A 26,103-nucleotide genomic window follows, 5' to 3' on the forward strand; every position below is an offset into this window, starting at 1 on the left:
CGTATAGTATGACACCCCAGAGGGTTTCCTTTCATGGCGCGACCCCACCTCAATCCCCGCGGCGAGTCCGTGCTCCGCACCCTCATCGAGACCTACCTCGAGGCGGGGGAGCCGGTGGGGTCCCGCCTGCTGGCCAAGCGCTACCCCGAGCCGCTGTCCAGTGCCACGATCCGGAATGTGCTGTCGGATCTGGAAGATGAATCGATGGTGGCCCAGCCTCACACCTCCGCGGGCCGGGTGCCGACGGAGCGGGCCTATCGCTACTATGTGGACCGCTGGCTGAAGGCGCAGCCCCCGGGGCCGGAGATGGAAGGGCGCCTGGCGGCCACGCTGGAGGACCTGGACCTTGATCCCGAGACCTGGGCCCGGCACGCGGGACGCACGCTGGCCGAGGTGATGGGGGGCGTCTGCGTGGCGCTGCCGTTGCCGCTCACCCACAGCCGCCTGGCCCGGCTGGAGTTCGTGCCCGTGGGACCGGGCCGGTTGGTGGCGGTCTGGGTGGGCAGCCAGGGGGAGGTGGAGCACCGCCTCATGGAAAACGCCTGGAGCTATCCCGAGTCCGTCCTCGTCGAGCTGGGGAACTACGCCACGGCCCGGTTTGCCGGTCTCACCCTGGTGGAGATGCGGTCGCGCCTGCTGGATGTCCTCCAGGCCGAGGCGCAGGAAGGGGAATTCCTCCGTGCCCGGCTGCGTGACCTGGCTTCGCGCTGGCCAGACGAGCGCCCGGCCGGAGAGCCGCCGGTGATGGTGTCGGGCCTGGGGCGGTTGGGCGGGTTTCCCGAGTTCGAGGATGCGGCCCGGTTCCGCGGCCTCGTGGCGGCCTTCGAGGAGCACGGTCGCCTGGCCCGCCTGCTGAACGCCTTCGCAGACCGGGCCTCCGAGGATGTCCAGCTCCTGCTGGGTTCGGAGAACCCCTACCTGGAGGGCTGGCCCCTGGCCACCGCCGTCCGCACTGTTCGGCTGGGTTCCGCAGGCTTCGTGACCTTCGCCCTGGTGGGGCCCCTCCGGATGGACTATGCCCTGGTCATGGGCGGGCTGCGCTGGTGGTCGGGGCAGGTCAACCGGCGCCAGGGGGTGTAGGTCCGCCCGGGCACGGCCCCGGGGCTTGCGGGGATTGCGTATACTGCTGCGATGACCACCGGCCTTCCCCACGAACCAGACGCCCATCCCGACCATCGTCGTACGGGCCCCCATCCCGCCGGGGAACCCGAGGATGTGGTGGACCTCAACCTGGACGATTCCCTGGATGAGGACCTCCAGTCCGTGGCCGACGAGGTGGCCTCGGAATACCCGACCCAGATCGTGCCCGAGGTGGACCTGGAGTCGGCGCTGGGCGACGCGGAACGACAGATGGAGGAGATGCTCCGGCGCGAGGCCGAGCTGATGGATCAGCACCGGCGCCTGGCGGCGGACTTCAACAATTTCAGGAACCGGGCCCAGCGGGACATCGCCCTGGCCGTGGAGCAGGCCGAGCGCAAGATCCTCCTGGAGCTGCTGCCGGTCCTCGACAACTTCGACCGGGGGCTCGACGCCACCTATCAGGATGTCGAGTCCTTCCGCTCCGGCGTGGAACTCATCCGCAAGCAGTTCCAGGAGGCCCTGCGCCGCATGAATGTCGAGGCCCTGCCGCTGCAGGTGGGCGAGCCCTTCGACGCCCTCCATGCCGAGGCCCTCACCACCTTCAGCGATCCCAACCTGCCGGATGGAGCCGTGGCCGCCATCTACGAGCGGGGCTTCAAGCTCAAGGGTCAGCTCCTGCGGGCCGCACGCGTCGTGGTGAATCGACTTCAGAGTTCTTAAAAATCCTAGTCGCATTCAATGCTTATGATGGATGTAATGTCCATAACTCATTACCATGACCTCGCGATCCCCCTGGAGTTCCACCCATGGCAGGCAAGCTGATCGGCATTGACCTCGGCACGACGAACAGTTGCGTCTGTGTGATGGAAGGCGGCGATTCGCGCGTCATCCCCAACCGCGAAGGCAGCCGGACCACGCCCTCGGTGGTGGCCTTCACCGACAAGGGGGATGTGCTGGTGGGCCACATCGCCAAGCGGCAGGCCGTCACCAATCCCCAGCGCACCCTGTTTGCCGTGAAGCGCCTCATCGGCCAGCGCTTCCATGCCCCCAAGGTGCAGGAGGCCCTGGGCCGTCTCCCCTTCCCGGTGGTGGGCGCGCCCAACGGCGACGCCTGGGTGCGGGTGGGCGAGCGCGATTATGCTCCGCCCGAAGTCACCGCCATCGTCCTGCGGTCCCTGAAGCAGGCCGCCGAGGCCTTCCTCCACGAGGAAGTGACGGATGCCGTCATCACGGTGCCGGCCTACTTTGACGATGCCCAGCGCCAGGCCACCAAGGATGCGGGCAAGATCGCGGGACTGAATGTCCAGCGCATCATCAACGAGCCCACGGCCGCGGCCCTCGCCTACGGGTTCAACAAGAAGGGCGTGAAGCAGATCCTGGCCATCTACGACTTCGGCGGCGGCACCTTCGACTTCACGCTGATGGAGATGAACGACGGCGTCTTCGAGGTGCTGGCCACCGCCGGCGACACCTTCCTGGGCGGGGAGGACATCGACCAGGCCATCCAGGCCTGGCTGGTGCAGCAGTTCAAGGACAAGACCGGCATCGATCTCTCCTCCGACCGCATGGCGCTCCAGCGGCTCAAGGAGGCCAGCGAGAAGGCCAAGTGCGAGTTGTCCACCCTGGACCGGGTGGAGATCCGCCTGCCCTTCATCGCCCAGGGGCCCAGCGGACCCCAGCATCTTGAGGCGGCCCTCACCCGCGATCAGCTGGAGGAGATGGCCGGGGCCCTGGTGGAGCAGACCCTGATCCCCATCAAGGACGCCCTGGAACAGGGCGGCAAGACCGCCAAGCAGGTCGACGAGGTGATCCTGGTGGGCGGCCAGACCCGCATGCCTCTCGTGCAGCGGCTGGTGAAGAACTTCTTTGGGAAGGAACCGAACCGCAGCATCAACCCTGACGAGGTGGTGGCCTCCGGCGCCTCCATCCAGGGCGCCGTGCTCAAGGGCGATATCAAGGACCTGGTGCTGCTGGATGTCACCCCCCTGTCGCTGGGCATCGAGACCCAGGGCGGCGGCTTCGTGAAGATCATCCAGCGCAACGCCACCATCCCCACCCGTGATGCCCGCACCTTCACCACGGTCACCGACAACCAGAACCGGGTGGAAATCCATGTGCTGCAGGGAGAGCGCGAGCTGGCTGAGCACAACAAGAGCCTGGGCCGGTTCGATCTCATCAACCTCCCCCCGCTGCCCAAGGGCGTGCCGCAGATCGAGGTCGCCTTCGACATCGACTCCAACGGCATCGTGAAGGTTTCCGCCCGCGACCTCATGACCGGCCTCGAGCAGAGCATGAGCATCCGGCCCAGCTCCGGCCTCTCCGAGCTGGAGATCCAGCGCATGATCCGCGAGGCCATGGCCAATGCCGAAACCGATGTGAAAAAGCGGGACGCCCTGAAGTACATCGCCTCGGCCGAAGGCCTGATCTTCTCCTGCGACAAGAGCTTCGCCGAGTGTGGCAAATACCTGACCGAGGACCAGCAGGTCATGGTGCGGGATGTGCTCTCCCGCACCCGGCAGGCCGTGGCCGCCCAGGACTCCGAGGCGCTCCGCGCCTGCGAGGGGCAGCTGCTGGAAGCCCAGGACCTGCTGACTGATGCCGTTCTGGCGGCCAGCGAGGCCATGATGGCTTCCCTCGATGGGGAGGGTGAGGGCGCGGCACCCCCGAACTAGCCCCGCATCATCGGCTATCCTGGAACCCAGGATGGATGCATGAAGCGAGACTACTACGAGGTTCTCGGGGTCACCCGGGAAGCGGGATCCGACGAACTCAAGAAGGCCTATCGCAAGCTGGCCATGGAACTGCACCCCGACCGCAATCCGGGCAACAAGGAGGCGGAGGAGAAGTTCAAGGAGGCCGCAGAGGCCTACAGCGTGCTCTCCGACCCCGAGAAGCGGAAGGTCTACGACCAGTTCGGCCATGCGGGTCTGGGCGGCGCGGGAGGCGGCGGCCAGCAGTTCCAGTTCGATCCGAACCAGTTCGCGGACTTCGAGGACATTCTCGGCAGCTTCTTCGGCGGCGGCCTCTTCGGCGACCTCTTCGGAGGGGGTGGCGGCCGTCGCCGCGCCGGTGGGGAGGAGCGCGGCTCGGACCTGCAGTACAACCTGAAGCTGAGCTTCCGCGACGCCATCTTCGGGAAGGATTCGGTCGAACTCAGCATCCCCCGGCTGGAGGCCTGCGACACCTGCCATGGCTCCGGCTGTGAGGCGGGGTCCCGCCCCGAGACCTGCCCCCAGTGCCGGGGCGCGGGCCAGGTGGCCGTGCGCCAGGGTTTCTTCCAGATGCTCACCCCCTGTCCGCGCTGTGAAGGCCGGGGGCGCATCATTCCCAAGCCCTGCCGGACCTGCCATGGCGAAGGGCGCACCCACCGCAAGTCCAAGGTCAGTTTCAAGATTCCCGCGGGCGTGGACCGGGGCACGCGGCTGCGGCTCCAGAACCAGGGTGAGGCCGGGCGGTTCGGCGGTCGGACGGGCGACCTCTATGTGGTGTTCGATGTGGAGCCGGATCCACGCTATGAGCGCGACGGCAGCGACCTGCACCAGCGGCTGGAGGTCTCCTGGCCCCTGTTGGTGACCGGCGGCTCGCTCGAGGTGGAGACGCCCTACGGCCCGGACAAGGTGAAGCTTGCGGCGGGCACTCCGGCGGACCATGTCGTGAAGCTGGTGAATGCCGGCGTCCCGCGCCTCCAGGGCAGCGGGCGGGGCGACCTGTATCTCCATCTCCGGGTGGCGGTGCCGAAGTCCCTCAGCGCCGAGCAGCGCCAGCTCGTCGAGCAGCTCCGCCGCAGCCTGGACGGCGAGGCCGCCCCGGGCGAAGGAGAGGGCTTCCTCGCCAAGGTGTTCGGCTCCGAGAAGGGCGGAAAAAAGAAGCGGAAGTAGGAGGTCGTAATTAAAGCCCCTCAAGCGGCGTCGTAGGGCTTTGTTACGACCGCTGAGGCGCCCGGGCCTCGGCCCAGCGGTCTACGAGCGCGCCATCACCACCCGTCCCTTGCCTTCCTCCTTGGCTCGCAGAAGGGCGCGGTCGGCCTGTTCGATGAGGTGGCCGGCCCCGTCGGCATGCTCAGGGAAGGCGGCGACGCCGGCGCTGAGGGAGATGGCGAGGTGGTTGGAGCCGAACGCCACCGGCTGCTCCCGGAGCGTCTGCAGCAGCCGCTCGCCGAGCTTCCGGGCGCCCCGGGAAGTCGTGCTGGGCATGAGGATGCAGAACTCGTCGCCGCCGTAGCGGTAGAGGCGGTCGTGCGCCCGGCAGAGGCGCTGGGCCGTGTGGGCCACAGCCTCCAGCAGGATGCTGCCCGCGGGATGGCCATGGCTGGTGTTCACCCGCTTGAGGTCGTCCACATCGAGGAACAGCAGCGCGAGGGGCTCCCCCTTGGCGGCGGCGGTCCGGACGGCCTGGGGCAGCTCCGCCTCGAGGCAGCGGCGGTTCTGGGCGACGGTGAGATCGTCCTTGAAGGAGAGGGCCCGGCTCTCCTCCAGGCGCCAGGCGTTGAGCAGCAGGGGCTCCACATCGTCGAAGCCGCGGAGGCAGCGCTCCGGGGCCTCCTTCGGATCCAGCAGCCGCAGAATGCCCAGCTGTTCCGAGGCGGCCAGGAGGAAGGCCTCGCCGCGGCGCACCAGGTCCGCGGCCTCCTGCCGGGGCAGGGGGGCCTCGGGGAAGGCGCCATCGCCGGCACGCTGGTAGAAGAGGTCATCGCGCCGCAGCCAGATGGCGCCGCCCCGGGCCCCGGACAGCCGGATGGCCCGTTCCAGCACGAGACGCAACAGATCATCCAGCGAGGCCAGATGCAGCATCTGGCGCAGCCAGCCCTCGCTGCCCAGGTCCCGGTGCCGCAGGTGATGCAGGGCCTCCCGGACCGCCTCCAGGGGATGATCCTGCAGCAGGACCCAGCCCGGTCGCAGGCCCAGGACGGCGCTGACTTCTTCGGCGCTGGCCTCCTGGACCCACCACAGCAACTCCGAACCTTCGGCCGGGATCAGCCGCGGGTCGGGCCGTTCGGCCACCAGGACAACGGAGCCTGGTCCTGGCCCGGGGATGGCCTCGTAGCCCCACTCAGCCAACGCCACGCGGAGGGCGTCTCCGGCCCTGGAGGGATGCGGCTCCAGCCAGTGGATGCGGTGCATGGGACTCCGATGGATCGATTCAATCAGGGGCGGGGGTGGCGAGGGCCGGGGGGCGCTCAGCCCAGGGCCGCTTCGAGCCGCAGGGCCAACTGGCGCAGGTGAGCGGCCAGCTGTTCCAGCGCGGGAAGAGAGCCCTCGCGCTGGCTGCGTTCGGCCCGCACCCACCGTTTGAGGAGGGTCAGGGCCTGAGAGTCACGGACGCCCAGCCGCTTGGCGGTCTGGATGAGCTTGTGGGAAAGCCGGGTGCGTTCGGGGCCCGTGGGGCCCTGCTTCAAGCTGGCCACGAGCCTCAGGGCCTCCTGGGCGACTTCGAGGTCCTGCCGGATCAGCGGCACCCGCGCATTGATGCGCAGCAGGAAGAGCTCCAGGAAGCGCATCAGCTCGCCCAGCAAGTCCATCCCGTCGCGAAGGGCCTGGGGCACATCCTCCGGGGACTCGAGCAGGCGCCCCAGGTCCTGGATGAGCCGCTCGCCTTCCTCCCGGTCGGGCCGCCGCATCAGGGGGAACTCCGGGCTGCGTCGGAAGGCCAGCAGGTGACGGTAGGTCTGTGACAGGCCGAGGGCCAGCCGGGGCCAATCCTGGAGTTCAAGGTGGAGGAGAAGCTGGCCGTGCAGGGGGGGGACCTGTTCCCAGAGCCGCTGGATCCGCAGCCGGAGCCGCTCGCCCTCCTCCATCATGCTGGGCGATTCGGGGAAGAGCCGATGCTGGACATCCGGCGAGAAGATCCCCACCAGCTCGCCCATGAGCTGCTTTTGGTGGTTCACGAGGAGGGCCTTCAGGCTGTCGAGGGTCTGGGCCAGCTGGTCAGCATCCTGGCCAGCCAGCGCCTGCTGGAGGAGGCTCCGCAGGGTCCCCTGGTCCTGCTGTAGGCTCAGCACTGCCTGCCGCAGGTAGGCCCGGAGCCTGGGGGCCTCCGGCCGGTCCGGGTCCAGGAGGGCGGCGCGCTCGGGATCATAGGCCCGCTCCGACATGCGGCCCAGTTCCGATTCGACGACGAAGAAGGTGGGGACGGCGGCGTAGCGGTCGCGGAGGTTCCCCCCGGCGGCGGGCTCGATGGATTCCAGCAGGCCCAGCAGGGAAATGTGGCTGGCCAGGGCCCGGGCCACCACGGAGAAGGCCGCCCGGTCCTCCTGGCGGATCTGCCCCAGCAGGCGCCGCAGCTCGGTGGGCATGCGGTCCCTGAGCAACTCGGCGTCCATGCGGGGCAGGGTCCAGCCCAGGTTGTCCCAGAGCCAACGCAGGCTGCCCCGGACCTGCTCCACGGCAGGCCAGTGGATGCCCCGGTCGAGGGGGCGCAGCAGGCTCAGGCGGAGGTTGGAGATGACATGCTCGAGGAGGATCAGCGGCTCCACGCGGGCGTGGATCTCCTTGGGAATGCAGGATTCCAGCTGCTCCGCCAGCCGGGCCAGGGCCTCCTCCAGCCGCCCCTGCCCCTGGATGGCGCGGTTCAGGGACTTCATCTGGGCATTCAGCCGCGCCACGGCTTCGGAGCCGCCTTCCGAGGCCTGGATCGCGGCCAGGATCTGCCGGAAGGAGTCGCGGTGGTCCGCCAGGAAGGCGGCCCAGAGGGTCCGGAGGGCTCCGGCATCCTCGGCAGGGGTGGGGGCCATGGCCCGCAGAGAAGCCAGGAGATCCAGCAGCTGACCCACCCATTCAGGTTGCTGCAGCTCCACCATGAGCTCCCGGTGGGCCGCCTCGGCCTGATCGCCCAGGCGCCCCAACCCGTGCTGCATGACCAGAGCCATGGCCGCACGGGACTCCCCGAGGCGGCGGGCGGAAAACTGATGCAGGAAGGCCAGGAAGAGTCCCAGATTGCGTCGCAAGCTGGCCTGGGCCGTCGATTCCTCGACCGAAGCCGCCTCCTGTGGGGCCGAACCGAGCAGGGGGTCCAGGTCCCCGGCCCCTTCCCGGAGGATGTCCTCCAGCAGCGTCAGGTCGCTTCTGGACAGGCCCTTCTCCCGGATCAACTGCCGGGCCAGCAGCAGGCGCTGGGGCGGGGTTCCTGGGGCGGGCATGGCAAAAGCATACAATGGGTTGGACTTCAGGACGCTTCGGGTGGTGATACCATCGCCTCACCCCATCCGGAGGCAGCCAGTGGTCAGCAAGCTCGGGGAAATGCTCGTCAAGGCCCAGCTCATCACGGATGCCCAGCTGGAAGAAGTGATGAAAATCCAGCGGCGGGAGGGGGGCAAGCTTGGAAGCATCGTCGTTCGGCAGGGCTTCTGTTCGGATCAGGACATCGTGAGCTTCCTGGGCATGCAGTACGGCGTGCCCGCCGCGGACCTGGAACAGTGGCCGCCCATCGATTCGAGCGTCATCGCCCTCATCCCCAAGGACTTGGCCCAGCGCCACAAGGTGCTGCCCCTCCAGCGCACGGGCAATGTGCTGACCCTGGCCATGTCCGATCCCACCGACATCTTCGCCATGGATGATGTCCGCTTCCACACGGGCTACAATGTGGATCCGGTGGTCTCCAGCGAGATGGGGCTCGTCCGGGCGGTCGAGAAATACTACGGGGGCGCCAGTGCGGTGCGCCTGGCCGACGGCACCCAGGGTCGGAGTTCCTACGCGGGCGGGGCCGCCGCCGCCGGGCCCACCGACACCAGCGGGGGAACCTCCCCTTTCAATGAGGCGGACGAGCAGTTCGATCTGGCAGACCTGGAACAGGAACTCGACGCCGACGCCGAATTCGACACCACGGACGACGAGGAAGACAGCATCAATGTCGGCGCCCTGAAGAAGGGCAGCGAAGACGCGCCGGTGGTCAAGCTCGTGAACATGGTGCTCATCGACGCCATCAAGCGCGGCGCCTCCGATATCCACATCGAGCCCTACGAGAAGAACTACCGCATCCGGTTCCGCATCGACGGCATCTTGATGGAGGTGATGCGCCCGAACCTGAAGCTGAAGGACCCCCTCACCTCCCGCGTGAAGATCCTGGCCAAGCTCAACATCGCCGAGAAGCGCCTGCCTCAGGACGGCCGCATCAAGTTGCGCGTGAACATGGGCGGCAAGCAGAAGGTCATCGACTATCGCGTGAGCATCCTGCCGACCCTCTTCGGCGAGAAGATCGTGCTGCGGCTGCTCGACAGCGACAAGCTCATGCTCGACCTCACCAAGCTGGGCTTCGAGCAGGAGAGCCTCGACCGCTGGGACCGGCAGATCTCCAAGCCCTACGGCATGGTGCTCGTCACCGGGCCCACGGGATCGGGCAAGACGAACACCCTGTACTCGTCCATCGCCAAGCTCAACACCGTGGACACCAACATCCTCACGGCCGAGGATCCCGTGGAATTCAACTTCCCCGGCATCAATCAGGTGCAGATGAAGGAGCAGATCGGCCTGAACTTCGCCGCGGCCCTGCGCTCGTTCCTGCGGCAGGATCCCAACATCATCCTGGTCGGTGAGATCCGCGACTTCGAGACGGCCGAGATCGCCATCAAGGCGAGCCTCACGGGCCACCTGGTGTTGTCCACCCTGCACACCAACGACGCCCCCAGCACCATCAACCGCCTCATGAACATGGGCGTGGAGCCGTTCCTGGTGGCCACCTCCGTGAACATCATCTGCGCCCAGCGTCTCGTGCGGCGCCTCTGCACGAACTGCAAGGCCGTGGACACCCATCACCAGCCCGAGGAGGCCCTCCTCAAGGTGGGCTTCACGCCCGAAGAGATCCAGAAGGGCATCACCTTCTACAAGACCGTGGGCTGCGAGGTCTGCAACAAGCGCGGCTACAAGGGTCGGGTGGGCCTCTATGAAGTGCTGGAGATGTCCGAGACCCTCAAGGACATGATTCTCACTGGCGCTTCGGCCATTGAGCTGCGCGAGCAGGGGCAGAAAGAGGGCATGATCACCCTCCGGCGCTCGGGCTGCCGCAAAGTCCTGGACGGTGTCACCACCATCGAAGAGATCATCCGCGAAACCGTTCTCTAGGCGAGGTTCCCATGAGTGAAGTCGGTTCGAACTATGTGGCCCCGTTGCAGCAGCTCCTCAAGACCATGGTGGAGTACGGGGGAACGGACCTCCACATCACCACGGATTCCGCGCCCCAGATCCGGATCGACGGGCGCATGGTCCCCCTCAAGCTGCCGCCCCTGGACGCTTCCCAGACGCGCTGGCTTTGCTACGGGGTCATGACCGACCAGCAGAAACACCGCCTGGAGGAAGACCTGGAGGTGGACTTCTCGTTCGGTCTCCAGGGCGTGGCCCGGTTCCGCGCCAATGTCTTCAACCAGCGCGGAGCCACAGCGGGCGTGTTCCGCACCATCCCCGAGAACATCCGCAGCTTCGAGCAGCTGGGGCTCCCTCCCTCGGTGCAGGCTCTCTGTGACAAGCCCCGGGGCCTGGTTCTGGTCACGGGCGTGACCGGATCCGGCAAATCCACCACCTTGGCCGCCATGGTGGACAAGATCAACGCCGAGGAGCCGGTCCACATCCTCACCATCGAAGATCCGGTGGAATATGTCCACAAGCACCGCCGGGCCCTGGTGAACCAGCGCGAGATCCATGCGGATACCCACAGCTTCAAGAAGGCGCTGCGCTCAGCCCTCCGCCAGGATCCCGATGTGGTGCTGGTGGGCGAGCTCCGGGACCTCGAGACCATCGAGTCGGCCCTCACCATCGCCGAGACGGGCCACCTCACCTTCGCCACCCTGCATACCAACAGCACGGTGCAGACCATCAACCGCATCATCGATGTCTTCCCGTCGCACCAGCAGCCGCAGGTGCGGGCCCAGCTCTCGCTGGTGCTGGAAGGCGTCATCTGCCAGAGCCTCATCCCCAAGGCCGGCGGCAAGGGCCGCGCCCTGGCATTGGAGATCATGATTCCCAACGCCGCCATCCGGAACCTCATCCGCGAGGACAAGATCCACCAGATCTACGGCACCATGCAGGCCGGCCAGACGAAGTACGGCATGCAGACCTTCAACCAGAGCCTGTCCGACCTGGTGCTGAAGAAGGAGATCACCCAGGAAGCCGCCTTCGACTACTCCTCCAACACCGACGAATTGCGCGAGCTCATCAACCGGGGCGTGGGCGTCGGCACCGCCGGCGGCCGGACCGCCACCCCGGCCACGCCGGTCAATCCGGCCCTTGGGGGGCGGAACCCCAACATCAAGTACACCTAGGTCTTCTCGAATGCGCCATTCCTGCCTATCCTGGGTTCACCACCGTTCCTAGCCGCTCGCCGAGGTCCGCATGCCCGCTTACGCATGGAAAGGCAAGAATCGAATGGGGGAGGTCCAGGAGGGCGTCCTGGTCTCCGATTCCCGCGACTCGGCCGCCAATACGCTGAAACGCAACGGCATCGAAGTCATGAGCGTCAACCTCATGGCGGGCAAGAGCAGCAAATCCATCGGCAAAGTGCGACCCAAGGAACTGGCCATCTTTACCCGGCAGTTCAGCGTGATGATTGATGCGGGCCTGCCCCTGGTGCAGTGCCTGGAGATCCTGGGCGCCCAGCAGCAGAACAAGGGCTTTCAGCGCATCATCGAAGCTGTGCGAGGGGATGTGGAGCAGGGCCTCACCCTGCAGGCCGCTCTCTCCAAGCATCCCAAGGCCTTCAACGACCTCTATGTGAACATGGTGGGCGCGGGCGAAAGCGGCGGCATCCTCGACATCATCCTCCAGCGCCTGTCGGGCTACATCGAAAAGGCCGTGAAGCTCACCGCCAAGGTGAAGGGCGCCATGACTTACCCTGTGGCCGTCATCACCATCGCCATCGCCGTGGTGGTCATCATCATGGTGAAGGTCATTCCGGTCTTCTCGGCCATGTATGACGGCCTGGGCAGCAAGCTGCCCTTCCCGACCCTGGTCTGCATCGCCCTGTCGAATGCCCTCATCAACTACAGCTGGCTCATCATCATTGCCGTTGCCCTCATCGTGGTCGGGCTTCGGCAGTACTACAAGACGATGGCGGGCCGCCTCCAAATCGATGCTCTTCTCTTGAAGATACCCATCATTGGCGATGTGCTGCGGAAGGTGGCCGTGGCCCGCTTCTGCCGCACCCTGGGCACTCTCATCAGTTCGGGTGTGCCCATCCTGGAAGGCATGGACATCACCGCCAAGACGGCCGGCAACATGGTCATCCAGAACGCCATCCTCAAGTCCAAGGATGCGGTGGAACAGGGCCGGAACATCAGCACGCCGCTGGCAGAGACCAAGGTCTTTCCGCCCATGGTGGTGCAGATGGTGGGTGTGGGCGAGGCCACGGGCGCCCTCGACGCCATGTTGTCCAAGGTGGCTGATTTCTATGAGGACGAAGTCGATAACGCCGTGACCAACCTCACCAGCCTCATGGAGCCCGTCATGATCGCCATGCTGGGCGGCATCATCGGCTTCATCGTGATCGCCATGTATCTGCCCATCTTCAATCTGGCCAATGTGTTCGGCAAAGATTGACGCACGATCCTTGCTTGCTTAGCGGATTCCCGGCCTGGAGGCCTTATGCCTGATCGAGCCCGTTCCCGTGGTTTCTCCCTGGTCGAACTGCTGCTGGTGCTGGCCGTCATAGGTGCCCTCGTCGGCATCGCCGTTCCTTCCCTCACCGGGCAGCGCCAGCGCGCCAAGAGGATTGGTGACGCGGAAGCCAATGCCCGGACGATTGCCATGGCCATGGAGGCCACGAAGGCCGAGAACGGCATTTACGGTCCCGCGAATGCCACCGCCACCTGGACCCCCACCGCTGCCGCGCCTACCCTGACCGGCTTCACCGTCAGTCCGGCGCCGTCGTTCAAGGCCCAGGGCAACAGCCAGATGACCTTCGTCCTGACAGCCCAACCCCTGACCTATAGAATCGAGGTCTATGAGGGGGGGACTGCCGGCACCAAGTTGATCAGCATGGATCAGTCTGGAGCGAAGACGGTCTACGCCCCTTAGCCACTGCGATCTGCTTCGATCGGAACTAAGGACCAAGGCGAGGTTCTGCCTCGGGCAGGGCACCCTTCCATTACCATGGGGCCTATGTCCAAGTGCCTGGCTTTCCTGTTTGGCTTCGCCATCGTGGTGGCGCATGTGCCTTCCTGGAGCCAGCCCTCACTGGAGCCCAAGAGTGCGCTGCTGCTCACGGCAGGCGCGTTGGCCTGGGGCTGGCAGGGGTGGAAGGCCCGCCCCATGGCGGCTTATCCATGGACCTTGCTGCTGCCGCTTGGATGGTTGCTTCTGAGCGCCTGTTGGAGTCCTGCCCCGTTTTTTGGGCTGCAGCGCGTCATCTGGTTGGCAGCGGCCATGGGCGTCGGAACCTGGCTCGTGGCCGAAGAGGGTCGATTCCCTTCCTTCATGGGCGGATTCACGGCCGGGACCGGGATCCACGCATTCCTGATCCTGGTTCAGTGGATTCCCTCCATGCGCGCCATGTTGCCACCCAGCCTCGGGATCGATCCCTTCCAGGGCATCGGCCGAGGGTTGTTCCACAACACGAACATGGCGGCGCTTCCCTTCGTCATTCTCGCGGGGTGGCTCTTGTTGTCCGACCAGGGCCGATCTCGGGTCCTTCATCTCGGTTGGGTGCTACCGGCCCTGACGCTGACCCAGAGCCGCCTGGGCATCGGCGTTTGTGCGGGCCTCCTGGCCTATTCAGCCCTGTACCAGAGCACCCCGGGGGAGTCTTCTTCCGGCCGCACATGGCTCAAGGTCGCGCCGCCGTTCGTGTTGGCCCTGGCCTGGAGCCTGACCGCCCATCGCTGGGGCTGGCTCCTTCCATTGGGGGGAGGGGTGCTGGCCCTTCTCAAGAAGCCTCGGAAAACCGAATCGGCCCGATCCGGGCGTTTTTCCGAACTGCTCCCAATCCTTGGTCTCAGCTTGGCCATCCTCGCTGGGATGGCCACCCGGGCGCCCAAGAATGCCGCCCAGACCGTCGTTCGGGGAACCTTGGTCCAGGGGGATGTCTCCCTTACCCAACGGCTGAGCTACTATCGCGCCGCTACCCTGGCCCTCCTGGATCATCCTTTCACGGGGCAAGGGTTGGGTTCCGCACGCCCCATCTACCCGCAGTTCGTCGATCGAAGCCGTCCGGCTGCCGAGATTGCCTACGGCGATTTTCAGCGACCCAACAACCTGCACAGCGAAGCGCTGGAATGGCTGGTGGAAGGAGGACTCCTCGCGGCGCTGATGGCGCTGCTGGGGCTTTGGCTGGATCGGAGCGGTCATTACCGGGAGACACGGCGCGCCTTGCTGGTCCCGGTCGCGCTGATCGCCCTCTTGGATTTCCCTTTCCACAACCCCCTGGGACTTCTCTGGGCGGGGATCACACTGGCCCCACTGGCCCAGCCTACCGGCGGCACCACCGGGCGCGCCGCCCGAGCCCTGCACGCCCTGGCCGCCCTCGGCCTTCTGGCTCTGGCCGGATTGCAGATCCGTGTCGCCGTCTTGCGGCCGGGAGTCGAACAGCGATTCGAAGCTTCAAACCGTCCTACTCAAACCTTGGAAGAGGCTCGCAGCCTATGGACATGCTATCCATTCACGGCTGACCTCTTCGACCTCTACAGCAAAGCCGCAATCCAAAACGCAGCACTGACCGTGGACGCATCCACCATCCGGGAACTGGACCAGCTCCTGCAGCGCGACCCGTTCGACCATCACCTGCTGCTGTGCCGCGCCCAGATCGCCCGGCGCTTGGGCGACTCGCAGGCCACGCAGAGCCTCTTGAGCCGCTATGCCGCCGTGGCTCCCCACGACCCCGACCGGTATCTCCGCCTCGCCAGGACGGCCCTGGAACAAGGCAAGCCAGAATCGGCGCGTCAGCTCATGGCCGAGGCCCAGCGCCAACCTGGGTTCTCTCCCAGGCACGCGAGCGCCATCGAGGCCCTCAATTCACAGATACGGTCTTGGTCAGGCCCTGAATATCACCCTTAATATCGCGGAAGACGCCCGTGATCGTGATGAAAGCGTCCTGGGTGGTATTGGCGGTGGAGGCGTCCAGGTAGACCGCCCCGAGGGTGCCTCCTCCGGGTGCAGGAGTCGGCGCGGCCAGGTAGGCCCCGCCGCCACCGGTGTACGGATTGCGCGCGGAGGTGAAGTTGGGGCGCGCCAGTACCAGGGTGATCGCATCCTGGGCTTTGGTTTGATTGTCCCCAGCCGTCCCCAGGTAGCTGGTCGTGGGATAGCCGGCTTTCCGCTCTGAGGGGGGGTCGGCCAGTTCATTGATCACGGAGCCCAAGTCCCCCACCACCCTCACCGTCTGGTCCTTGAGGGCGTTCATCTTGGCCTTCTCCCGCTGATTCAGCAGGGAGGGGACTGCGATGGTAGCGAGAATGCCGATGATGGCCAGCACCAGCAGCAGCTCGATCAGGGTGAATCCAGCAGCGCGTCTCATGTTTCCTCAATCCATTCGGCAGGTTTCGGGATTGAGTAGGAAATAATATGCCAAAACGCAAAAAGGGGGGCCTCCTCGGCCCCCCTTTTTTTGTGGTCAGATCGCTTTAGTTGACGGCCACATTCTTGGCCAGGGTGTCCTGGACGCCCTTGGAGTTCATGAACACACCGGTGACGGTGATGACCGGGTCGGTGGTGGTATTGGCAGTGGTCGCGTCGAGGTAGACAGCACCGCTGACCGTGCCCTTCGCCGTGGCGATGTAGGCGGGGCCGGAGCCATAGGGGTTCTTGGCGGTGTTGAAGTTGGTCTTGGCCATGACGGCGGTGATGGCATCGGTGGCCTTGGTCTGGTTCATGCCCGCCGTGCCGTCGTAGAGGGTGGTGGGCAGGCCGGTCTTGCGCTCGGACGGGGGATCGCTCAGCTCGCCGAGGGTGGAGGTGAGGTCGGCGATGACGGAGGTGGTGTTGTCCTTGGTGGCCTGCATGCGGGCGCGCTCACGCTGGCCGAGGAGGGCGGGCACCGCGATGGCGGAGATGATGCCGATGATGGCGAGCACCAACAGCAGTTCGATGAGGGTGAAGCCTGACTGTTTTTTCATGAGGTGCTCCTTGGTGGCGATGGCCGCTGATGTTTATCAAGTCCCATGCCAGGTCCAGGATGAGGCGAAAGCCTGCTCCGGGCTCGGGTAATTTTCGAAGATCAAAAAAAGGGGGCCGAAGCCCCCTTTTTTAAATTCGCAAACCGGCCTAGTTGACGGCCACGGTTTTGGCCAGGGTGTCCTGGACGCCCTTGGAGTTCATGAACACACCGGTGACGGTGATGACCGGGTCGGTGGTGGTATTGGCAGTGGTCGCGTCGAGGTAGACAGCACCGCTGACCGTGCCCTTCGCCGTGGCGATGTAGGCGGGGCCGGAGCCATAGGGGTTCTTGGCGGTGTTGAAGTTGGTCTTGGCCATGACGGCGGTGATGGCATCGGTGGCCTTGGTCTGGTTCATGCCCGCCGTGCCGTCGTAGAGGGTGGTGGGCAGGCCGGTCTTGCGCTCGGACGGGGGATCGCTCAGCTCGCCGAGGGTGGAGGTGAGGTCGGCGATGACGGAGGTGGTGTTGTCCTTGGTGGCCTGCATGCGGGCGCGCTCACGCTGGCCGAGGAGGGCGGGCACCGCGATGGCGGAGATGATGCCGATGATGGCGAGCACCAACAGCAGTTCGATGAGGGTGAAGCCGGACTGTTTTTGCATGATGCGCTCCAGGATGGCGATGGCCAGGGATGATTTATCAAGTCCCATGCCAGGTTAAGGGGATGCCAACAAGGTGCCTTGACCTTGGTTTGGATGCAAGAGGTAAAGCCCGAAATCCTCTGGTCCTTGGTGGGTCCGTCGCAGAGCACCCGCGTCATGTCCCCGACCCAGGTCCGAGGGCGACGGATTGCGTCAGGCCATGGCCCAATCGCGACCATGGGGCCTTCCTCTGAAGGGGGCCTCAACCTGGGACCTTTTCAGATTCCTGCAAGGACCGGCGCACGAAGAAGGCGCATTGAGCCAGCATCAGGGCGAGGGTGGGCCAGCAGACCCAGGCACTTCCCGGGAACCCCGTGGGGCCCACGGCGAGGGCGGTCGCCTCGAACCAGAGCAGGGGAACTGCCCACCGCTCCCCAATGATCGAGGCCCACTGGTGGTGGAGATGGTTGCGATCCCCGGCTCCGAGCGGGCGGCCCCGGAGGAATCGAATCGTGATGACCAGTGCCATGTCCAGGATCGGATAGGCGAAGACCCAAAGGGCCAGCGAAGGAAATTCGAAGGCCCTGGTTCGAAGCGCCAGCAACCCGAGGAGGCCCCCGAGAAAATAGGCGCCGCAATCTCCCAGGAAGTGGAAGGCCCTCGGCCAATTCAGGAGAAAAGTGGCCAACAGGGCGCCAAGGAGAAACGGGGTGCCCGTGAAGCCCCGTCCCACGAGGAGGAAGGAGGCGATGAGCAGAGCCAAGCCGGTGGCGAGGCCATCCATGCCATCGATGAGATTGAATGATTGAGGGATCGCCCAGAACCAGAGCACCAGGAGCGGGAGGGTCAGGTACGGCGGGTTCGTCGGAATGGACAAGCGCATCAGCATCGCCACGGGGCGGTCCAGGGCGAAGGCGTAGGCCACCGGGATGGCCAGGGTGAAGGCAAGCCCGAGACCTGCCAGGGCCTTGATCCGTGGGCTCAGGGAATGGCGGTCGTCGAGAGCGCCCATCAGGGCGAGTCCGTGGAGGCAAATCCATTCGCTTCCTGCGATGGGCAACTGGAGCCACCCAAAGACATGTCCGAGGGTCAAGGCTGCCCAGAGGGCCGCGCCTCCTGTTCGGGGCCTGGGATGCCCATGGTGCTTCCGTCCATCAGGCACATCCATCCAGCCCTGAGGTCCCAGGATGCGAAGTGCGAAAAAAGATGCGAGCCCGGCCGAAAGCAGTCCTCCCAGGAATCGAGCGAGGCGGGGGTCGAGTGGCATGGGTGGCTGCACCGTAGGCTGGGAAAACGATCAAGGCTACTATGGCCAGGCACAGCCTAAGGGAACACTTTGCCTCAACCCCCGCGCATCGCCTTGTTCGCCAACACCGAATGGTATCTCTACAATTTCCGATTGCCCTTGGCAAAACGCCTTCAGGTCGAGCTGGGGGCAGAAGTGTGGGTGATCTGCCCTGACGGTCCCTATCGCCCGAGGTTGGAAGCGGAGGGATTCCATTGGATCTCCGCCGAGATCGACCGGCGGGGACTGAACCCTGTCCGCGACCTGGCGGCTGCCTCGCGGTTGGCGCGAGACCTGCGCAAGGCTCGACCGGATCTGCTCCACAATTTCACGCTCAAATCCATCTTGATCGGAACTTTGGCCGCCCGACGCGCTGGAACGCCGCGAATCGTCAACGCGGTGACGGGACTCGGGAGCATGTTCAGTTCCAGCCATTGGGGACGCTACCGGCTTCCCCGCACCCTCCTGGAGGTGTTCCTCCGATGGACCTTCCGGAACCCGGGCATCAGGACGATCTTCCAGAATCCGGGCGACCTGGCGCAGGTCGCCACGCACGCGGGTCACCAGGGTCGGTGTCGGTTGATCGCAGGGTCCGGCATCGACACGGATCGCTTCCATCCTTCAGGCCACCCGTCGACCCCCCCCACGCTGATCCTGGCTTCCCGCCTGCTCAAGGACAAGGGGGTCGGTGATTTCTGTGAGGCGGCCAGCATCGTGCATCAAAGCTGCCCCGAAGCCGTGTTCCAAGTGGCAGGGGAGATCGATGAGGGCAACCCCGGATCCTTCTCTTCCGTCGAATTGGAAGCGCTGAAGGCCAACTTCCCGATGGTCCAATTCCTGGGCCACCGGGACGATATGCCGGACCTGTACCGGCAGGCTACGCTCGCGATCCTGCCCTCCCGGTACCGTGAGGGTGTCCCGAGAAGTCTCCTGGAAGCAGCGGCCTCGGGTCTGCCTCTCGTGGCGGTCGACGGCGAAGGGATCCGGGACATTGTCCGCCACGGGAGCAATGGCCGCCTGGTTCCGCCGAAAGATGGCGGCGCACTGGCCGAAACCCTGCTGGAACTGCTGGCGGATTCTGGTACCCGGGAGGCCTATGGCCGGGAGAGCCGAAGGCTGGTGGTGGAGGGATTCGACCAGAGCCGGGTCCTGGATGCCACCTTCGCCGTCTACCAGGAGCTGGGCTTCCCGCCCCGCTCTGATGCCCCAGAAAGGATGCGTGTCGAGCCATGAAGATTCTGGTCACGGGGGGGGCGGGATTCATTGGATCCCATGTGGTGGAGGCCCTCCTGAAGCGGGGCGATGAAGTCACCGTCGTGGACGACTTCAACGACTATTACGATCCGGCTATCAAGCGGCGAAATCTGGCCGGTGTGCTGGGTCACCCCTCCTTCCGCCTCGTCGAGGGGGACATCCGGGATCGAGCCCTCATCGAGACGCTGCTCGAGGGTGAATTCGAGGTGGTGGTCCACCTGGCTGCACGGGCGGGGGTGCGCCCCAGCCTGAAAGATCCCGTGCTCTATGAAACGGTGAATGTGATCGGTCTCCTGAATCTTCTTGAGGGCGCCGTCAAATTCGGGAAGCCCCGATTCGTGTTCGCCTCCTCGTCATCGGTGTACGGCCTCAGCCCAAGGCTCCCGTGGCGTGAGGACGATCCCGTGGACTGCCCCATCTCACCCTATGCCGTCACCAAACGGATGGGTGAGCTTCTCTGCTACAACTACAACCACATCCATGGGTTGGACACGGTTGCCCTGCGCTTCTTCACCGTTTACGGGCCTCGACAGCGGCCAGATATGGCCATCGCGAAGTTCACCCGGGCCATTCTCGAGGGGAATCCCATCACGGTCTTCGGAGATGGAAGTGCGATCCGGGACTTCACCTATGTGGGGGACATCGTCGATGGGGTCCTGGCTGCGGTGGAGCGACGATTTGGGTTCGAGATCATCAACCTTGGCGGGGCCCAGTCCATCACGGTCTTGGAACTGATCCAAGCCGTCTCGCGGACGGTCGGACGCGAAGCCAAACTCATCTTCCAGGGCCCTTTCCCTGGGGATGTCCCAGCGACCCTGGCGGACAGCGCCAAAGCCCAGCGACTATTGGGCCTCTCCCCGAAAACCTCGATTGAACAGGGGCTCCAACGGTATCTGGAGTGGCTGGCTCCATGATCGGGAAGAGGGGGAGATGAAGCTTCGCGTCCTCCATCTGATCACCGGCCTCACGCGCGGGGGTGCCGAGTCCATGCTGGTGCGCCTCCTGGGGGCCATGGACCGGGAGGCCTTCGACTCACGGGTGCTGTGCCTGGGGGCTGAAGCGCCGTTGGCCGCGGAGCTGAGGGAACAAGGGGTGCCCACCCTTTGCCTGGGGCTTGGGAGAGGGGTGCCGGGTTTGTGGCGCCTCCCGGGCTTCTTCTTCCGCGGGGCACCTTGGCAACCCCACATCATCCAGGGGTGGATGTACCACGGCAACCTCGCCGCCTACCTGGCTGTCCGCTTCCTGCCCGGTCATGCGCCGCTGCTCTGGAACATCCGAGTGGGGATCGACACCATGGCCACCTATCGCCCCATGACGCGGGCGCTCATCCACCTGGGCGCCAGGCTTTCCTCCACCGCGGATGTCGTGCTCTACAACGCCCACTCGGCCCGGAGGCAACACGAGGCCATTGGGTACCGGGAGGATCGTAGCCGCTGGATTCCGAACGGTTTCGCGCTCGACCGTTTCCAGCCAGATCCCTCGGCCCGCGTCCAGGTCCGAAAGGAGTTGGGCCTGGGAGCGGAGGCCCGGCTGATCGGGCAGTTCGCACGATTCCACCCTGAAAAGAATCATCGGATGTTTCTGGATGCCTTACGGAGGCTGCCTCTTGAGGTGCACGGTGTGTTTGCCGGGCAGGGCGTCCATCAGGACCAGCCAGAGCTGGCTTCCGCATTGCGCGATCCGGCGTTGACGGGGCGTGTGCATCTGCTCGGGGAACGCACCGACCTGCCCCGCTTGACTGCGGCTCTGGATATCGCGGTTTCCCCATCCTGGAACGAAGGCTTCTCCAATGCTCTCGGCGAGGCCTTGGCTTGCGGCGTGCCCTGCGTGGCAACCCGGGTGGGTGATTCCGCGGCTTTGGTCGGAGTCGCAGGTCGGATCATCCCGGCCGGCGACACGGCTGCGCTGGTGGAAGCGGTCCGCTCGCTCCTCTCCCTTCCTGCTGAACAGCGGATTCAGCTGGGGGAGCTGGGGCGCGCGAAGATGGAAACTGAATTCAGCATCCGATCTGTGGCGCTTCAATATCAATCGCTGTACCAATCCCTGGTGCGATAGTTGCTGCAGGCGAGGAGACCCCTCCGGACATGAACCGCGACCTTCCCGAGGACTCTGTGCCTCGTTCCGATTGCCCTCGACCCCCCGACCCGGAGATGCCCCGGGCCACTGCAGCGGGTCGGGCGACGGTGCGCGAGGATGCGCCGATCCGCTCCCTGACGCGTACCATGGTGAAGGGCGTTGGAGTGATGGTGACCACGGGGGTCATCGCGCGCCTTTTCAGCCTAGTCTCTGCCCCGATCCTGACCCGGCTCGTGGGTCCTTCGCCCTATGGCATTCTCGCCCTGATCGGCACCGTATCTTCCCTTGCCGCTTCGGTGGCCTTGGTGGGCATCGATCTCGCCTATGCACGGTATTTCTTTGCTGGACGCGGTGATCATTCTTCTGCCGTGGAGAGCTTCTGCTGGCGTTTTGCCCTTGGCCTGGGCCTGCTTTTTTCGATGACGGCGGGCATCGGCTGGTGGCGCCTGATTCCCTCGGCCTCGGTCCACCGGGACCTGGCCCTCATGGCCGGGCTGACGACCATGGCCGCCGTGACCAGCGTCATGGCCACGACCCGCCAGCGGATTCGCGGAGCCTATGCCCGGATTGCCATGGCCACACTGGCCGGGACCGGGGTGGGGATTCTGGTCTCTCTCCTGTTGGCCAGGTTCTGGCGTCCAGATTCATGGGCCATGCTCTCTGGCACCCTGGTTGGGTCCATCTTGTCTCTGGGGATCTTGGGACTTCCCCGGGGCCAATTCCTGCTTCAGAAATCCACCTTGGATTCCAGGGAGCGGAGAGGGCTCCTAGGGCTTGGATTGGCCAGCATGGCGACCGCCCCGATGTTCTGGGTCATCAACTCGGCGGATCGTTGGTTCCTAGGCCTCTGGGTGGGGGCGGGCGCGGTGGGGGTGTACGCCTTCTCCGCCAGTCTCGGGCTCTCGGGAATGATGATCAACAGCGCCATCACCACGGCCTGGTTCCCGGAAGTGAGCCGGGAATTCGAGCATTCCGGTGAGTGCGCCCCCCGCAACATCGCCCGGCTGTGGGCTCGGCTGGCGGGCCTCCACATGGTGACCTGGCTGGCTGTAACCGCTGCGGGGGGAGATCTCGTCCGGTGGCTCGCGGATTCGAGATTCCACGGGGGTGCGAACCTCATTCCCTGGATTGCAGGGGGTGTCTTCTTCAGCGGCCTCGCCGACTTGGCCAACACGGGGTTGTTCTTGAAGAAAGATCTCAAACCCACGGCTCTCTGGTGGGCCGCGGGGGCCACCTTCAATGTGGCGGCCAACTCCCTGGTAATCCGATCCTTTGGGCCCATGGGGGCGGTCATCGTCAACTGCCTCACTTTCGCCCTCATCGCTGGGGGAATGATCTGGTCGGCCCAGTCGAGGCTCTACCTTCCTCTCCCCTGGGGTCGTCTAGGGGTTGCCGCGCTGGTCGCGTTGGTGGCTGGGAATTTCCTGGCCCTCCCATGGAGCGAGTCGGCGTGGAGGAGCCTGCTCCTCAAATTCCCAGTCGGAATCCTCACGGGAGGCCTCTTGGGGTGGGTGCTGGCCCCGGATTGGATGCGGCGAATCTTCCTAATCCAGCGTTCACCTTCATTGGTCTGAATCCACTCTGGAACTGGCCCCTGGGCCCTCTCGCTAGGATTTGCCTCATGTCATACGCTCGCATCTCATGAGTCTTCCTGAACCCAGGCCGTCTCTCCGACTGAGAGCCGTTGCGGTACTGGACCGGGCCGCTGCGGGCCTGTACGACCGGATCTGTGGCGTCCACCCCACCATCTATCCCTGGCACTGGCAATGGATGGCCGTACGCGACCTTCACCGGGACCTTCGAACCAGCCTTGCCACTGTGACAGGGCGGGTCCTGGATGTCGGTTGCGGGAGCAAGCCCTACCTCACCTGGTTCAAGTCGGTTCCCCCCCCATCCATTGTGGGGATCGACATCGAACCTGGGCCTGGCGTCGATGTGGTCATTGGGGAAGGTCAGCCCTGGCCTTTTTCAGTGGCATCGTTCGACATGGTTCTGTGCACCCAGGTGCTGGAACATGCCTCGGATGTGGATTTCGTACTGGCGGAAATCCATCGGGTCCTGGCCCCCGGCGGGCAAGTGGTGATCACAGTCCCCTTCATCTACTTCGAGCATGGGGCGCCCAGGGACTTTAGGCGCTTTTCCAGGCATGAAACAGAGCGACTTCTTCCTGGGTCGTATGACATTCTCCGGAACGACACCCAGGGGGGATTGGGAAGCACACTGTGCGTCCTCTTGTTGGCCTGGCTTCGGACCATGTGGGACCGAAGATCTCCGACCCGGATGTTGAAAATACCGTTGCTCCCACTGTGGCTGGTCGTGACCGCATTATTGAACGGGATGGCCGTGGCCGTTGATTTCCTGGACCGGACTTCTTCCTTCTATAGCAATGTGATTCTGGTGGCCCGGAAACGAGGGCCAGATCGATGAGTTCCAAACCGGGAGAAGGTCATCGCACTTCAGGCTGGGTCGCGCCATCCGGTGACCTAGCTTTGAGATTCTTCTCGGGCCCGCTAGTCATCTGGCGCTGATCAACTGGGTGGCTGAAGTGAGGAAGATCAACCCTTTCTCTTGAGATCGATGAGCGCGAACAATCCCAAGCGCTCAAGGCCAAGGCGCCGCTCTAGGGTCCGGCAACTCCGGTAGCTCCAGCCAGGCGCGCCAATGGGCCTGGAAACGCCACCTGAAAGAAGATAGGCGAAGGGCATCATGGGTCGAATGATATCGACGCTCATTTCGGGGAAAGTCTCTTCAAACCTGGTCTGGTCCCGGCGGAACAGGATCCAGGGCAGGGCATTGTTGGCGCTGCTCAAGGGGCCCGTGAAAGGGAATTTCCAGGTTGCCCCGGGGTCGAAGGGCTCACTGTGCAGGTGACGGTAGACCTGTCGGGACCAGGCTGTGTTCCAGGGCTCGACCATGACCACATGTCCGCCTGGCCGGAGGCAGCGGACGGCCTCGGTCATGAATTGGGCGACATCTGGAATGTGGTGGAGGACATTCGTCATCACGATGGCCCCCAATCGTCCCTCCTTGAAGGGGAGCCGGCACGCATCCGCCGAGAGAGAGAGGCCCGGAACCCTGATCAGATCACTCTGGATGACGCCAGTCCGGAACTCTGAAAGAAAGCCGCCCCCCGATCCCAATTCAAGCACCGGGTCGAGGCCTTGGATCCGTGCCGCCAGGAGGGAGTACCACTCGAGGTAGAGGCATCGCAGGAATGGTTTGTCCTGCAGCAAGCGGCGCCTGAGAAGGGTCGTGCGGGGATCATCCACGCCCATTCCGGCATCCTGGCGAAGGACCTCCCGGAGCCTCCTGCGAAGTGCGTTCATAGAAACTTGATCTTCCGCGCGCCGAAGAGAACCATCTTCAGCAACAGCCACCCGTGTCGCCAGCGCTGGATGTTGGTTTCGCCGTACCGGCGCATCCGATAACGCACGGGGACCTCCATGAATCTCAGATTGAGCCTCGCCGCCCCGAAGAGCAGGTCAAAGTCACCGAAGGGATCGAAGTCGCCAAAATGGGATCGATTCCGGGCGATCTGGCGGTAATCCCGCCTCCAGAGCACCTTCGTTCCGCACAGCGTGTCGCGGACGGGTTGACCCAGTAGCCAGCTGAAGACCCAGGAGAAAAACTTGTTGCCCACCAGGTTGGCGAAGCGCATGGCGTGGTCCTCCATGGGATAGACCAGCCGGACGCCATTGATGAACTCGGCCTTCCCCGAGGCGAGGGCTTCGTAGAACCGGGGGAGGTCCTCCGGTGGTACGGTAATGTCCGCATCGAGAATCATGAGGATGTCGCCCTTGGCCTCTGAAAAGCCAAGGCGCACGGCGTCTCCCTTCCCGCGACCGCTCTGCTTCAGCAGTCGGCAACTGCGCTCCGGGTGAGCCTGAATCGCCCTCTGGATCACCTCGTAGGTATCGTCGGTGGAGTTTCCTTCCACGAAAAGAATCTCGGTGGCCGAACCCATGTCGGGAATCCTGGAAAGCAGTTCCTCGATATGCCCGGATTCATTTCGTGCGGCGATGACCACGGTGACCGAGGGCTCCTGTATCTCCGGTGGCGTGAGCGGCCGGGCGACCAGGAAGTTGGTCATGGCCAGCCAGGAGAAGGGGAGGATCTTCGAAAGGTAGCGGTTGGCAACACCGGACAAAAGTGGAATCCAAAGCGGAACGCAGACTTCTTCCCATCCTCGCAGCGGCTCGAACCCCGCCAGCTCCAGAAGGTTGTTCAGGTCCTTCCGAGTCAGCCAGTTCTGGGGGAGCGTTGGTTGGGCCAAATCCAGAGCCTGGGCCACTCGCAGGGGGCCGCTCCACAAGTGGCTGAAGTAATTGAATACGAGGCGAGTCTGGGGTCCGCAGAGGGGGCGGATTCGTGCGAGCGCTGCCTGCACATCCCAGAGGTCGTTGACGACATCCGATAAGATGATGAAATCGAAGACCTGCCCTTCGAGCCCGAGTTCGTGGACATCGGCCACGATGAAGTCCAAGCCCGGATGGTCGGTCCGGGCCAGGTCGATCATTCGCGCGGACAGGTCGATCCCGACTCCGTGGGAAGGCGAGAGGGCGGCCAGCAGGTTGCCGCGACCACACCCGATTTCGAGGACGCGGCTCCCCGGAGGGATGAGCTCCCGATAAACGGAGAGGAGCCTTTGGCGATAGTAGCGGCCCAGGCTGGCTCGCGACCTCCCTGCTACGCCATCCCAGTGAGTGCTTCGCGCCGCGCGGTAAGTCTCGGATTCAAGTGAAGGAAGAAGAGGCATCAGAT

At 64.8% G+C, this 26,103-nt stretch carries 22 protein-coding genes; 14 read left to right on the forward strand and 8 right to left on the reverse strand.

Going from position 1 to position 26,103, the window contains the following annotated elements:
* The first annotated feature begins 33 nt into the window (after window positions 1-33).
* The 4 genes from QZ647_RS03095 (at window position 34) to dnaJ (ending at window position 4,958) form a co-directional block, all read left to right on the forward strand.
* A complete protein-coding gene (locus tag QZ647_RS03095; RefSeq protein WP_291270773.1) occupies window positions 34-1,080 on the forward strand; it encodes a heat-inducible transcriptional repressor HrcA in 1,047 nt (348 codons plus the stop codon).
* A gap of 51 nt (window positions 1,081-1,131) precedes the next feature.
* On the forward strand, window positions 1,132-1,800 hold the full coding sequence (locus QZ647_RS03100) for a nucleotide exchange factor GrpE (protein ID WP_291270774.1): 669 nt from the start codon (window positions 1,132-1,134) through the stop codon (window positions 1,798-1,800).
* An 86-nt stretch (window positions 1,801-1,886) separates the two neighbouring features.
* The gene (dnaK, locus tag QZ647_RS03105) at window positions 1,887-3,752 is read left to right on the forward strand and encodes a molecular chaperone DnaK (protein WP_286353797.1); all 1,866 of its coding nucleotides are present in this window, start codon (window positions 1,887-1,889) and stop codon (window positions 3,750-3,752) included.
* 39 nt (window positions 3,753-3,791) lie between these two features.
* Entirely contained in the window at window positions 3,792-4,958 is a 1,167-nt protein-coding gene (dnaJ, locus tag QZ647_RS03110; RefSeq protein ID WP_291270775.1) for a molecular chaperone DnaJ, read from the forward strand.
* 81 nt (window positions 4,959-5,039) lie between these two features.
* On the opposite strand, the gene QZ647_RS03115 is transcribed toward dnaJ, so the two are convergent.
* Together QZ647_RS03115 and QZ647_RS03120 are read right to left on the reverse strand one after the other, a co-directional pair.
* Window positions 5,040-6,200, reverse strand: a complete 1,161-nt coding sequence (locus tag QZ647_RS03115; protein ID WP_291270776.1) for a GGDEF domain-containing protein — start codon at window positions 6,198-6,200, stop codon at window positions 5,040-5,042.
* Window positions 6,201-6,256: 56 nt separating this feature from the next.
* Complete coding sequence (locus tag QZ647_RS03120; protein ID WP_291270777.1) at window positions 6,257-8,215, reverse strand: hypothetical protein; 1,959 nt, start codon at window positions 8,213-8,215, stop codon at window positions 6,257-6,259.
* A gap of 79 nt (window positions 8,216-8,294) precedes the next feature.
* On the opposite strand from QZ647_RS03120, the gene pilB reads away from it, so the two are divergent.
* The 5 genes from pilB to QZ647_RS03145 all read left to right on the forward strand — a co-directional run bounded on the left by pilB (window position 8,295) and on the right by QZ647_RS03145 (window position 15,050).
* On the forward strand, window positions 8,295-10,133 hold the full coding sequence (gene pilB / locus QZ647_RS03125; RefSeq protein WP_291270778.1) for a type IV-A pilus assembly ATPase PilB: 1,839 nt from the start codon (window positions 8,295-8,297) through the stop codon (window positions 10,131-10,133).
* A 35-nt stretch (window positions 10,134-10,168) separates the two neighbouring features.
* On the forward strand, window positions 10,169-11,326 hold the full coding sequence (locus tag QZ647_RS03130) for a type IV pilus twitching motility protein PilT (protein ID WP_366526151.1): 1,158 nt from the start codon (window positions 10,169-10,171) through the stop codon (window positions 11,324-11,326).
* A 70-nt stretch (window positions 11,327-11,396) separates the two neighbouring features.
* On the forward strand, window positions 11,397-12,599 hold the full coding sequence (locus tag QZ647_RS03135) for a type II secretion system F family protein (protein ID WP_291270780.1): 1,203 nt from the start codon (window positions 11,397-11,399) through the stop codon (window positions 12,597-12,599).
* A gap of 45 nt (window positions 12,600-12,644) precedes the next feature.
* Window positions 12,645-13,076: a prepilin-type N-terminal cleavage/methylation domain-containing protein gene (locus tag QZ647_RS03140; protein WP_291270781.1), complete on the forward strand. Its 432-nt coding sequence runs from the start codon at window positions 12,645-12,647 to the stop codon at window positions 13,074-13,076.
* 255 nt (window positions 13,077-13,331) lie between these two features.
* Complete coding sequence (locus QZ647_RS03145) at window positions 13,332-15,050, forward strand: O-antigen ligase family protein (RefSeq protein ID WP_291270782.1); 1,719 nt, start codon at window positions 13,332-13,334, stop codon at window positions 15,048-15,050.
* Here QZ647_RS03145 and QZ647_RS03150 read toward each other — a convergent pair.
* From QZ647_RS03150 to QZ647_RS03165, 4 genes are all read right to left on the reverse strand, one after another.
* Complete coding sequence (locus QZ647_RS03150) at window positions 15,004-15,510, reverse strand: type II secretion system protein (protein WP_291270783.1); 507 nt, start codon at window positions 15,508-15,510, stop codon at window positions 15,004-15,006. The genes QZ647_RS03145 and QZ647_RS03150 overlap by 47 nt on opposite strands.
* A 106-nt stretch (window positions 15,511-15,616) precedes the next feature.
* Window positions 15,617-16,108 carry a type II secretion system protein gene (locus tag QZ647_RS03155; protein WP_291270784.1) on the reverse strand — a complete coding sequence of 164 codons (492 nt, stop codon included), beginning with the start codon at window positions 16,106-16,108 and terminating at the stop codon, window positions 15,617-15,619.
* A 148-nt stretch (window positions 16,109-16,256) separates the two neighbouring features.
* A complete protein-coding gene (locus QZ647_RS03160) occupies window positions 16,257-16,748 on the reverse strand; it encodes a type II secretion system protein (RefSeq protein WP_291270785.1) in 492 nt (163 codons plus the stop codon).
* Between the two features lie 241 nt (window positions 16,749-16,989).
* Complete coding sequence (locus QZ647_RS03165; RefSeq protein ID WP_366526125.1) at window positions 16,990-17,994, reverse strand: MraY family glycosyltransferase; 1,005 nt, start codon at window positions 17,992-17,994, stop codon at window positions 16,990-16,992.
* A 93-nt stretch (window positions 17,995-18,087) separates the two neighbouring features.
* Here QZ647_RS03165 and QZ647_RS03170 point away from each other — a divergent pair, with 93 nt between their 5' ends.
* The 5 genes from QZ647_RS03170 to QZ647_RS15545 all read left to right on the forward strand — a co-directional run bounded on the left by QZ647_RS03170 (window position 18,088) and on the right by QZ647_RS15545 (window position 23,769).
* The gene (locus QZ647_RS03170; RefSeq protein WP_291271920.1) at window positions 18,088-19,245 is read left to right on the forward strand and encodes a glycosyltransferase family 4 protein; all 1,158 of its coding nucleotides are present in this window, start codon (window positions 18,088-18,090) and stop codon (window positions 19,243-19,245) included.
* Window positions 19,242-20,180: an NAD-dependent epimerase/dehydratase family protein gene (locus tag QZ647_RS03175; RefSeq protein WP_291270787.1), complete on the forward strand. Its 939-nt coding sequence runs from the start codon at window positions 19,242-19,244 to the stop codon at window positions 20,178-20,180. The genes QZ647_RS03170 and QZ647_RS03175 overlap by 4 nt, the downstream gene beginning before the upstream one ends.
* 16 nt (window positions 20,181-20,196) lie before the next feature.
* Window positions 20,197-21,321: a glycosyltransferase gene (locus QZ647_RS03180; protein ID WP_291270788.1), complete on the forward strand. Its 1,125-nt coding sequence runs from the start codon at window positions 20,197-20,199 to the stop codon at window positions 21,319-21,321.
* Window positions 21,322-21,488: 167 nt separating this feature from the next.
* Window positions 21,489-22,916 (forward strand): lipopolysaccharide biosynthesis protein, encoded by a 1,428-nt coding sequence (locus tag QZ647_RS03185; RefSeq protein WP_291271921.1) that lies wholly within the window; start codon window positions 21,489-21,491, stop codon window positions 22,914-22,916.
* Between the two features lie 196 nt (window positions 22,917-23,112).
* A complete protein-coding gene (locus tag QZ647_RS15545; protein ID WP_366526126.1) occupies window positions 23,113-23,769 on the forward strand; it encodes a class I SAM-dependent methyltransferase in 657 nt (218 codons plus the stop codon).
* Between the two features lie 128 nt (window positions 23,770-23,897).
* Here QZ647_RS15545 and QZ647_RS03190 read toward each other — a convergent pair whose 3' ends face one another.
* Together QZ647_RS03190 and QZ647_RS03195 are read right to left on the reverse strand one after the other, a co-directional pair.
* A complete protein-coding gene (locus QZ647_RS03190) occupies window positions 23,898-24,617 on the reverse strand; it encodes a class I SAM-dependent methyltransferase (protein ID WP_366526127.1) in 720 nt (239 codons plus the stop codon).
* A 47-nt stretch (window positions 24,618-24,664) separates the two neighbouring features.
* Window positions 24,665-26,098 (reverse strand): glycosyltransferase, encoded by a 1,434-nt coding sequence (locus QZ647_RS03195; protein ID WP_291270790.1) that lies wholly within the window; start codon window positions 26,096-26,098, stop codon window positions 24,665-24,667.
* Window positions 26,099-26,103: the final 5 nt, after the last annotated feature.

The organism is Geothrix sp., from assembly GCF_020622065.1.
Taxonomy (GTDB): Bacteria; Acidobacteriota; Holophagae; order Holophagales; family Holophagaceae; genus Geothrix.

Bases quoted from the DNA above. Each gene is read 5' to 3' on its own strand.
- QZ647_RS03095 (WP_291270773.1), top strand. From the start codon at position 34: ATGGCGCGACCCCACCTCAATCCCCGCGGCGAGTCCGTGCTCCGCACC.
- QZ647_RS03100 (WP_291270774.1), top strand. From the start codon at position 1,132: ATGACCACCGGCCTTCCCCACGAACCAGACGCCCATCCCGACCATCGT.
- dnaK (WP_286353797.1), top strand. From the start codon at position 1,887: ATGGCAGGCAAGCTGATCGGCATTGACCTCGGCACGACGAACAGTTGC.
- dnaJ (WP_291270775.1), top strand. From the start codon at position 3,792: ATGAAGCGAGACTACTACGAGGTTCTCGGGGTCACCCGGGAAGCGGGA.
- QZ647_RS03115 (WP_291270776.1), bottom strand. From the start codon at position 6,200: ATGCACCGCATCCACTGGCTGGAGCCGCATCCCTCCAGGGCCGGAGAC.
- QZ647_RS03120 (WP_291270777.1), bottom strand. From the start codon at position 8,215: ATGCCCGCCCCAGGAACCCCGCCCCAGCGCCTGCTGCTGGCCCGGCAG.
- QZ647_RS03135 (WP_291270780.1), top strand. From the start codon at position 11,397: ATGCCCGCTTACGCATGGAAAGGCAAGAATCGAATGGGGGAGGTCCAG.
- QZ647_RS03140 (WP_291270781.1), top strand. From the start codon at position 12,645: ATGCCTGATCGAGCCCGTTCCCGTGGTTTCTCCCTGGTCGAACTGCTG.
- QZ647_RS03150 (WP_291270783.1), bottom strand. From the start codon at position 15,510: ATGAGACGCGCTGCTGGATTCACCCTGATCGAGCTGCTGCTGGTGCTG.
- QZ647_RS03155 (WP_291270784.1), bottom strand. From the start codon at position 16,108: ATGAAAAAACAGTCAGGCTTCACCCTCATCGAACTGCTGTTGGTGCTC.
- QZ647_RS03160 (WP_291270785.1), bottom strand. From the start codon at position 16,748: ATGCAAAAACAGTCCGGCTTCACCCTCATCGAACTGCTGTTGGTGCTC.
- QZ647_RS03165 (WP_366526125.1), bottom strand. From the start codon at position 17,994: ATGCCACTCGACCCCCGCCTCGCTCGATTCCTGGGAGGACTGCTTTCG.
- QZ647_RS03175 (WP_291270787.1), top strand. From the start codon at position 19,242: ATGAAGATTCTGGTCACGGGGGGGGCGGGATTCATTGGATCCCATGTG.
- QZ647_RS03180 (WP_291270788.1), top strand. From the start codon at position 20,197: ATGAAGCTTCGCGTCCTCCATCTGATCACCGGCCTCACGCGCGGGGGT.
- QZ647_RS03185 (WP_291271921.1), top strand. From the start codon at position 21,489: ATGGTGAAGGGCGTTGGAGTGATGGTGACCACGGGGGTCATCGCGCGC.
- QZ647_RS15545 (WP_366526126.1), top strand. From the start codon at position 23,113: ATGGCCGTACGCGACCTTCACCGGGACCTTCGAACCAGCCTTGCCACT.
- QZ647_RS03190 (WP_366526127.1), bottom strand. From the start codon at position 24,617: ATGGGCGTGGATGATCCCCGCACGACCCTTCTCAGGCGCCGCTTGCTG.
- QZ647_RS03195 (WP_291270790.1), bottom strand. From the start codon at position 26,098: ATGCCTCTTCTTCCTTCACTTGAATCCGAGACTTACCGCGCGGCGCGA.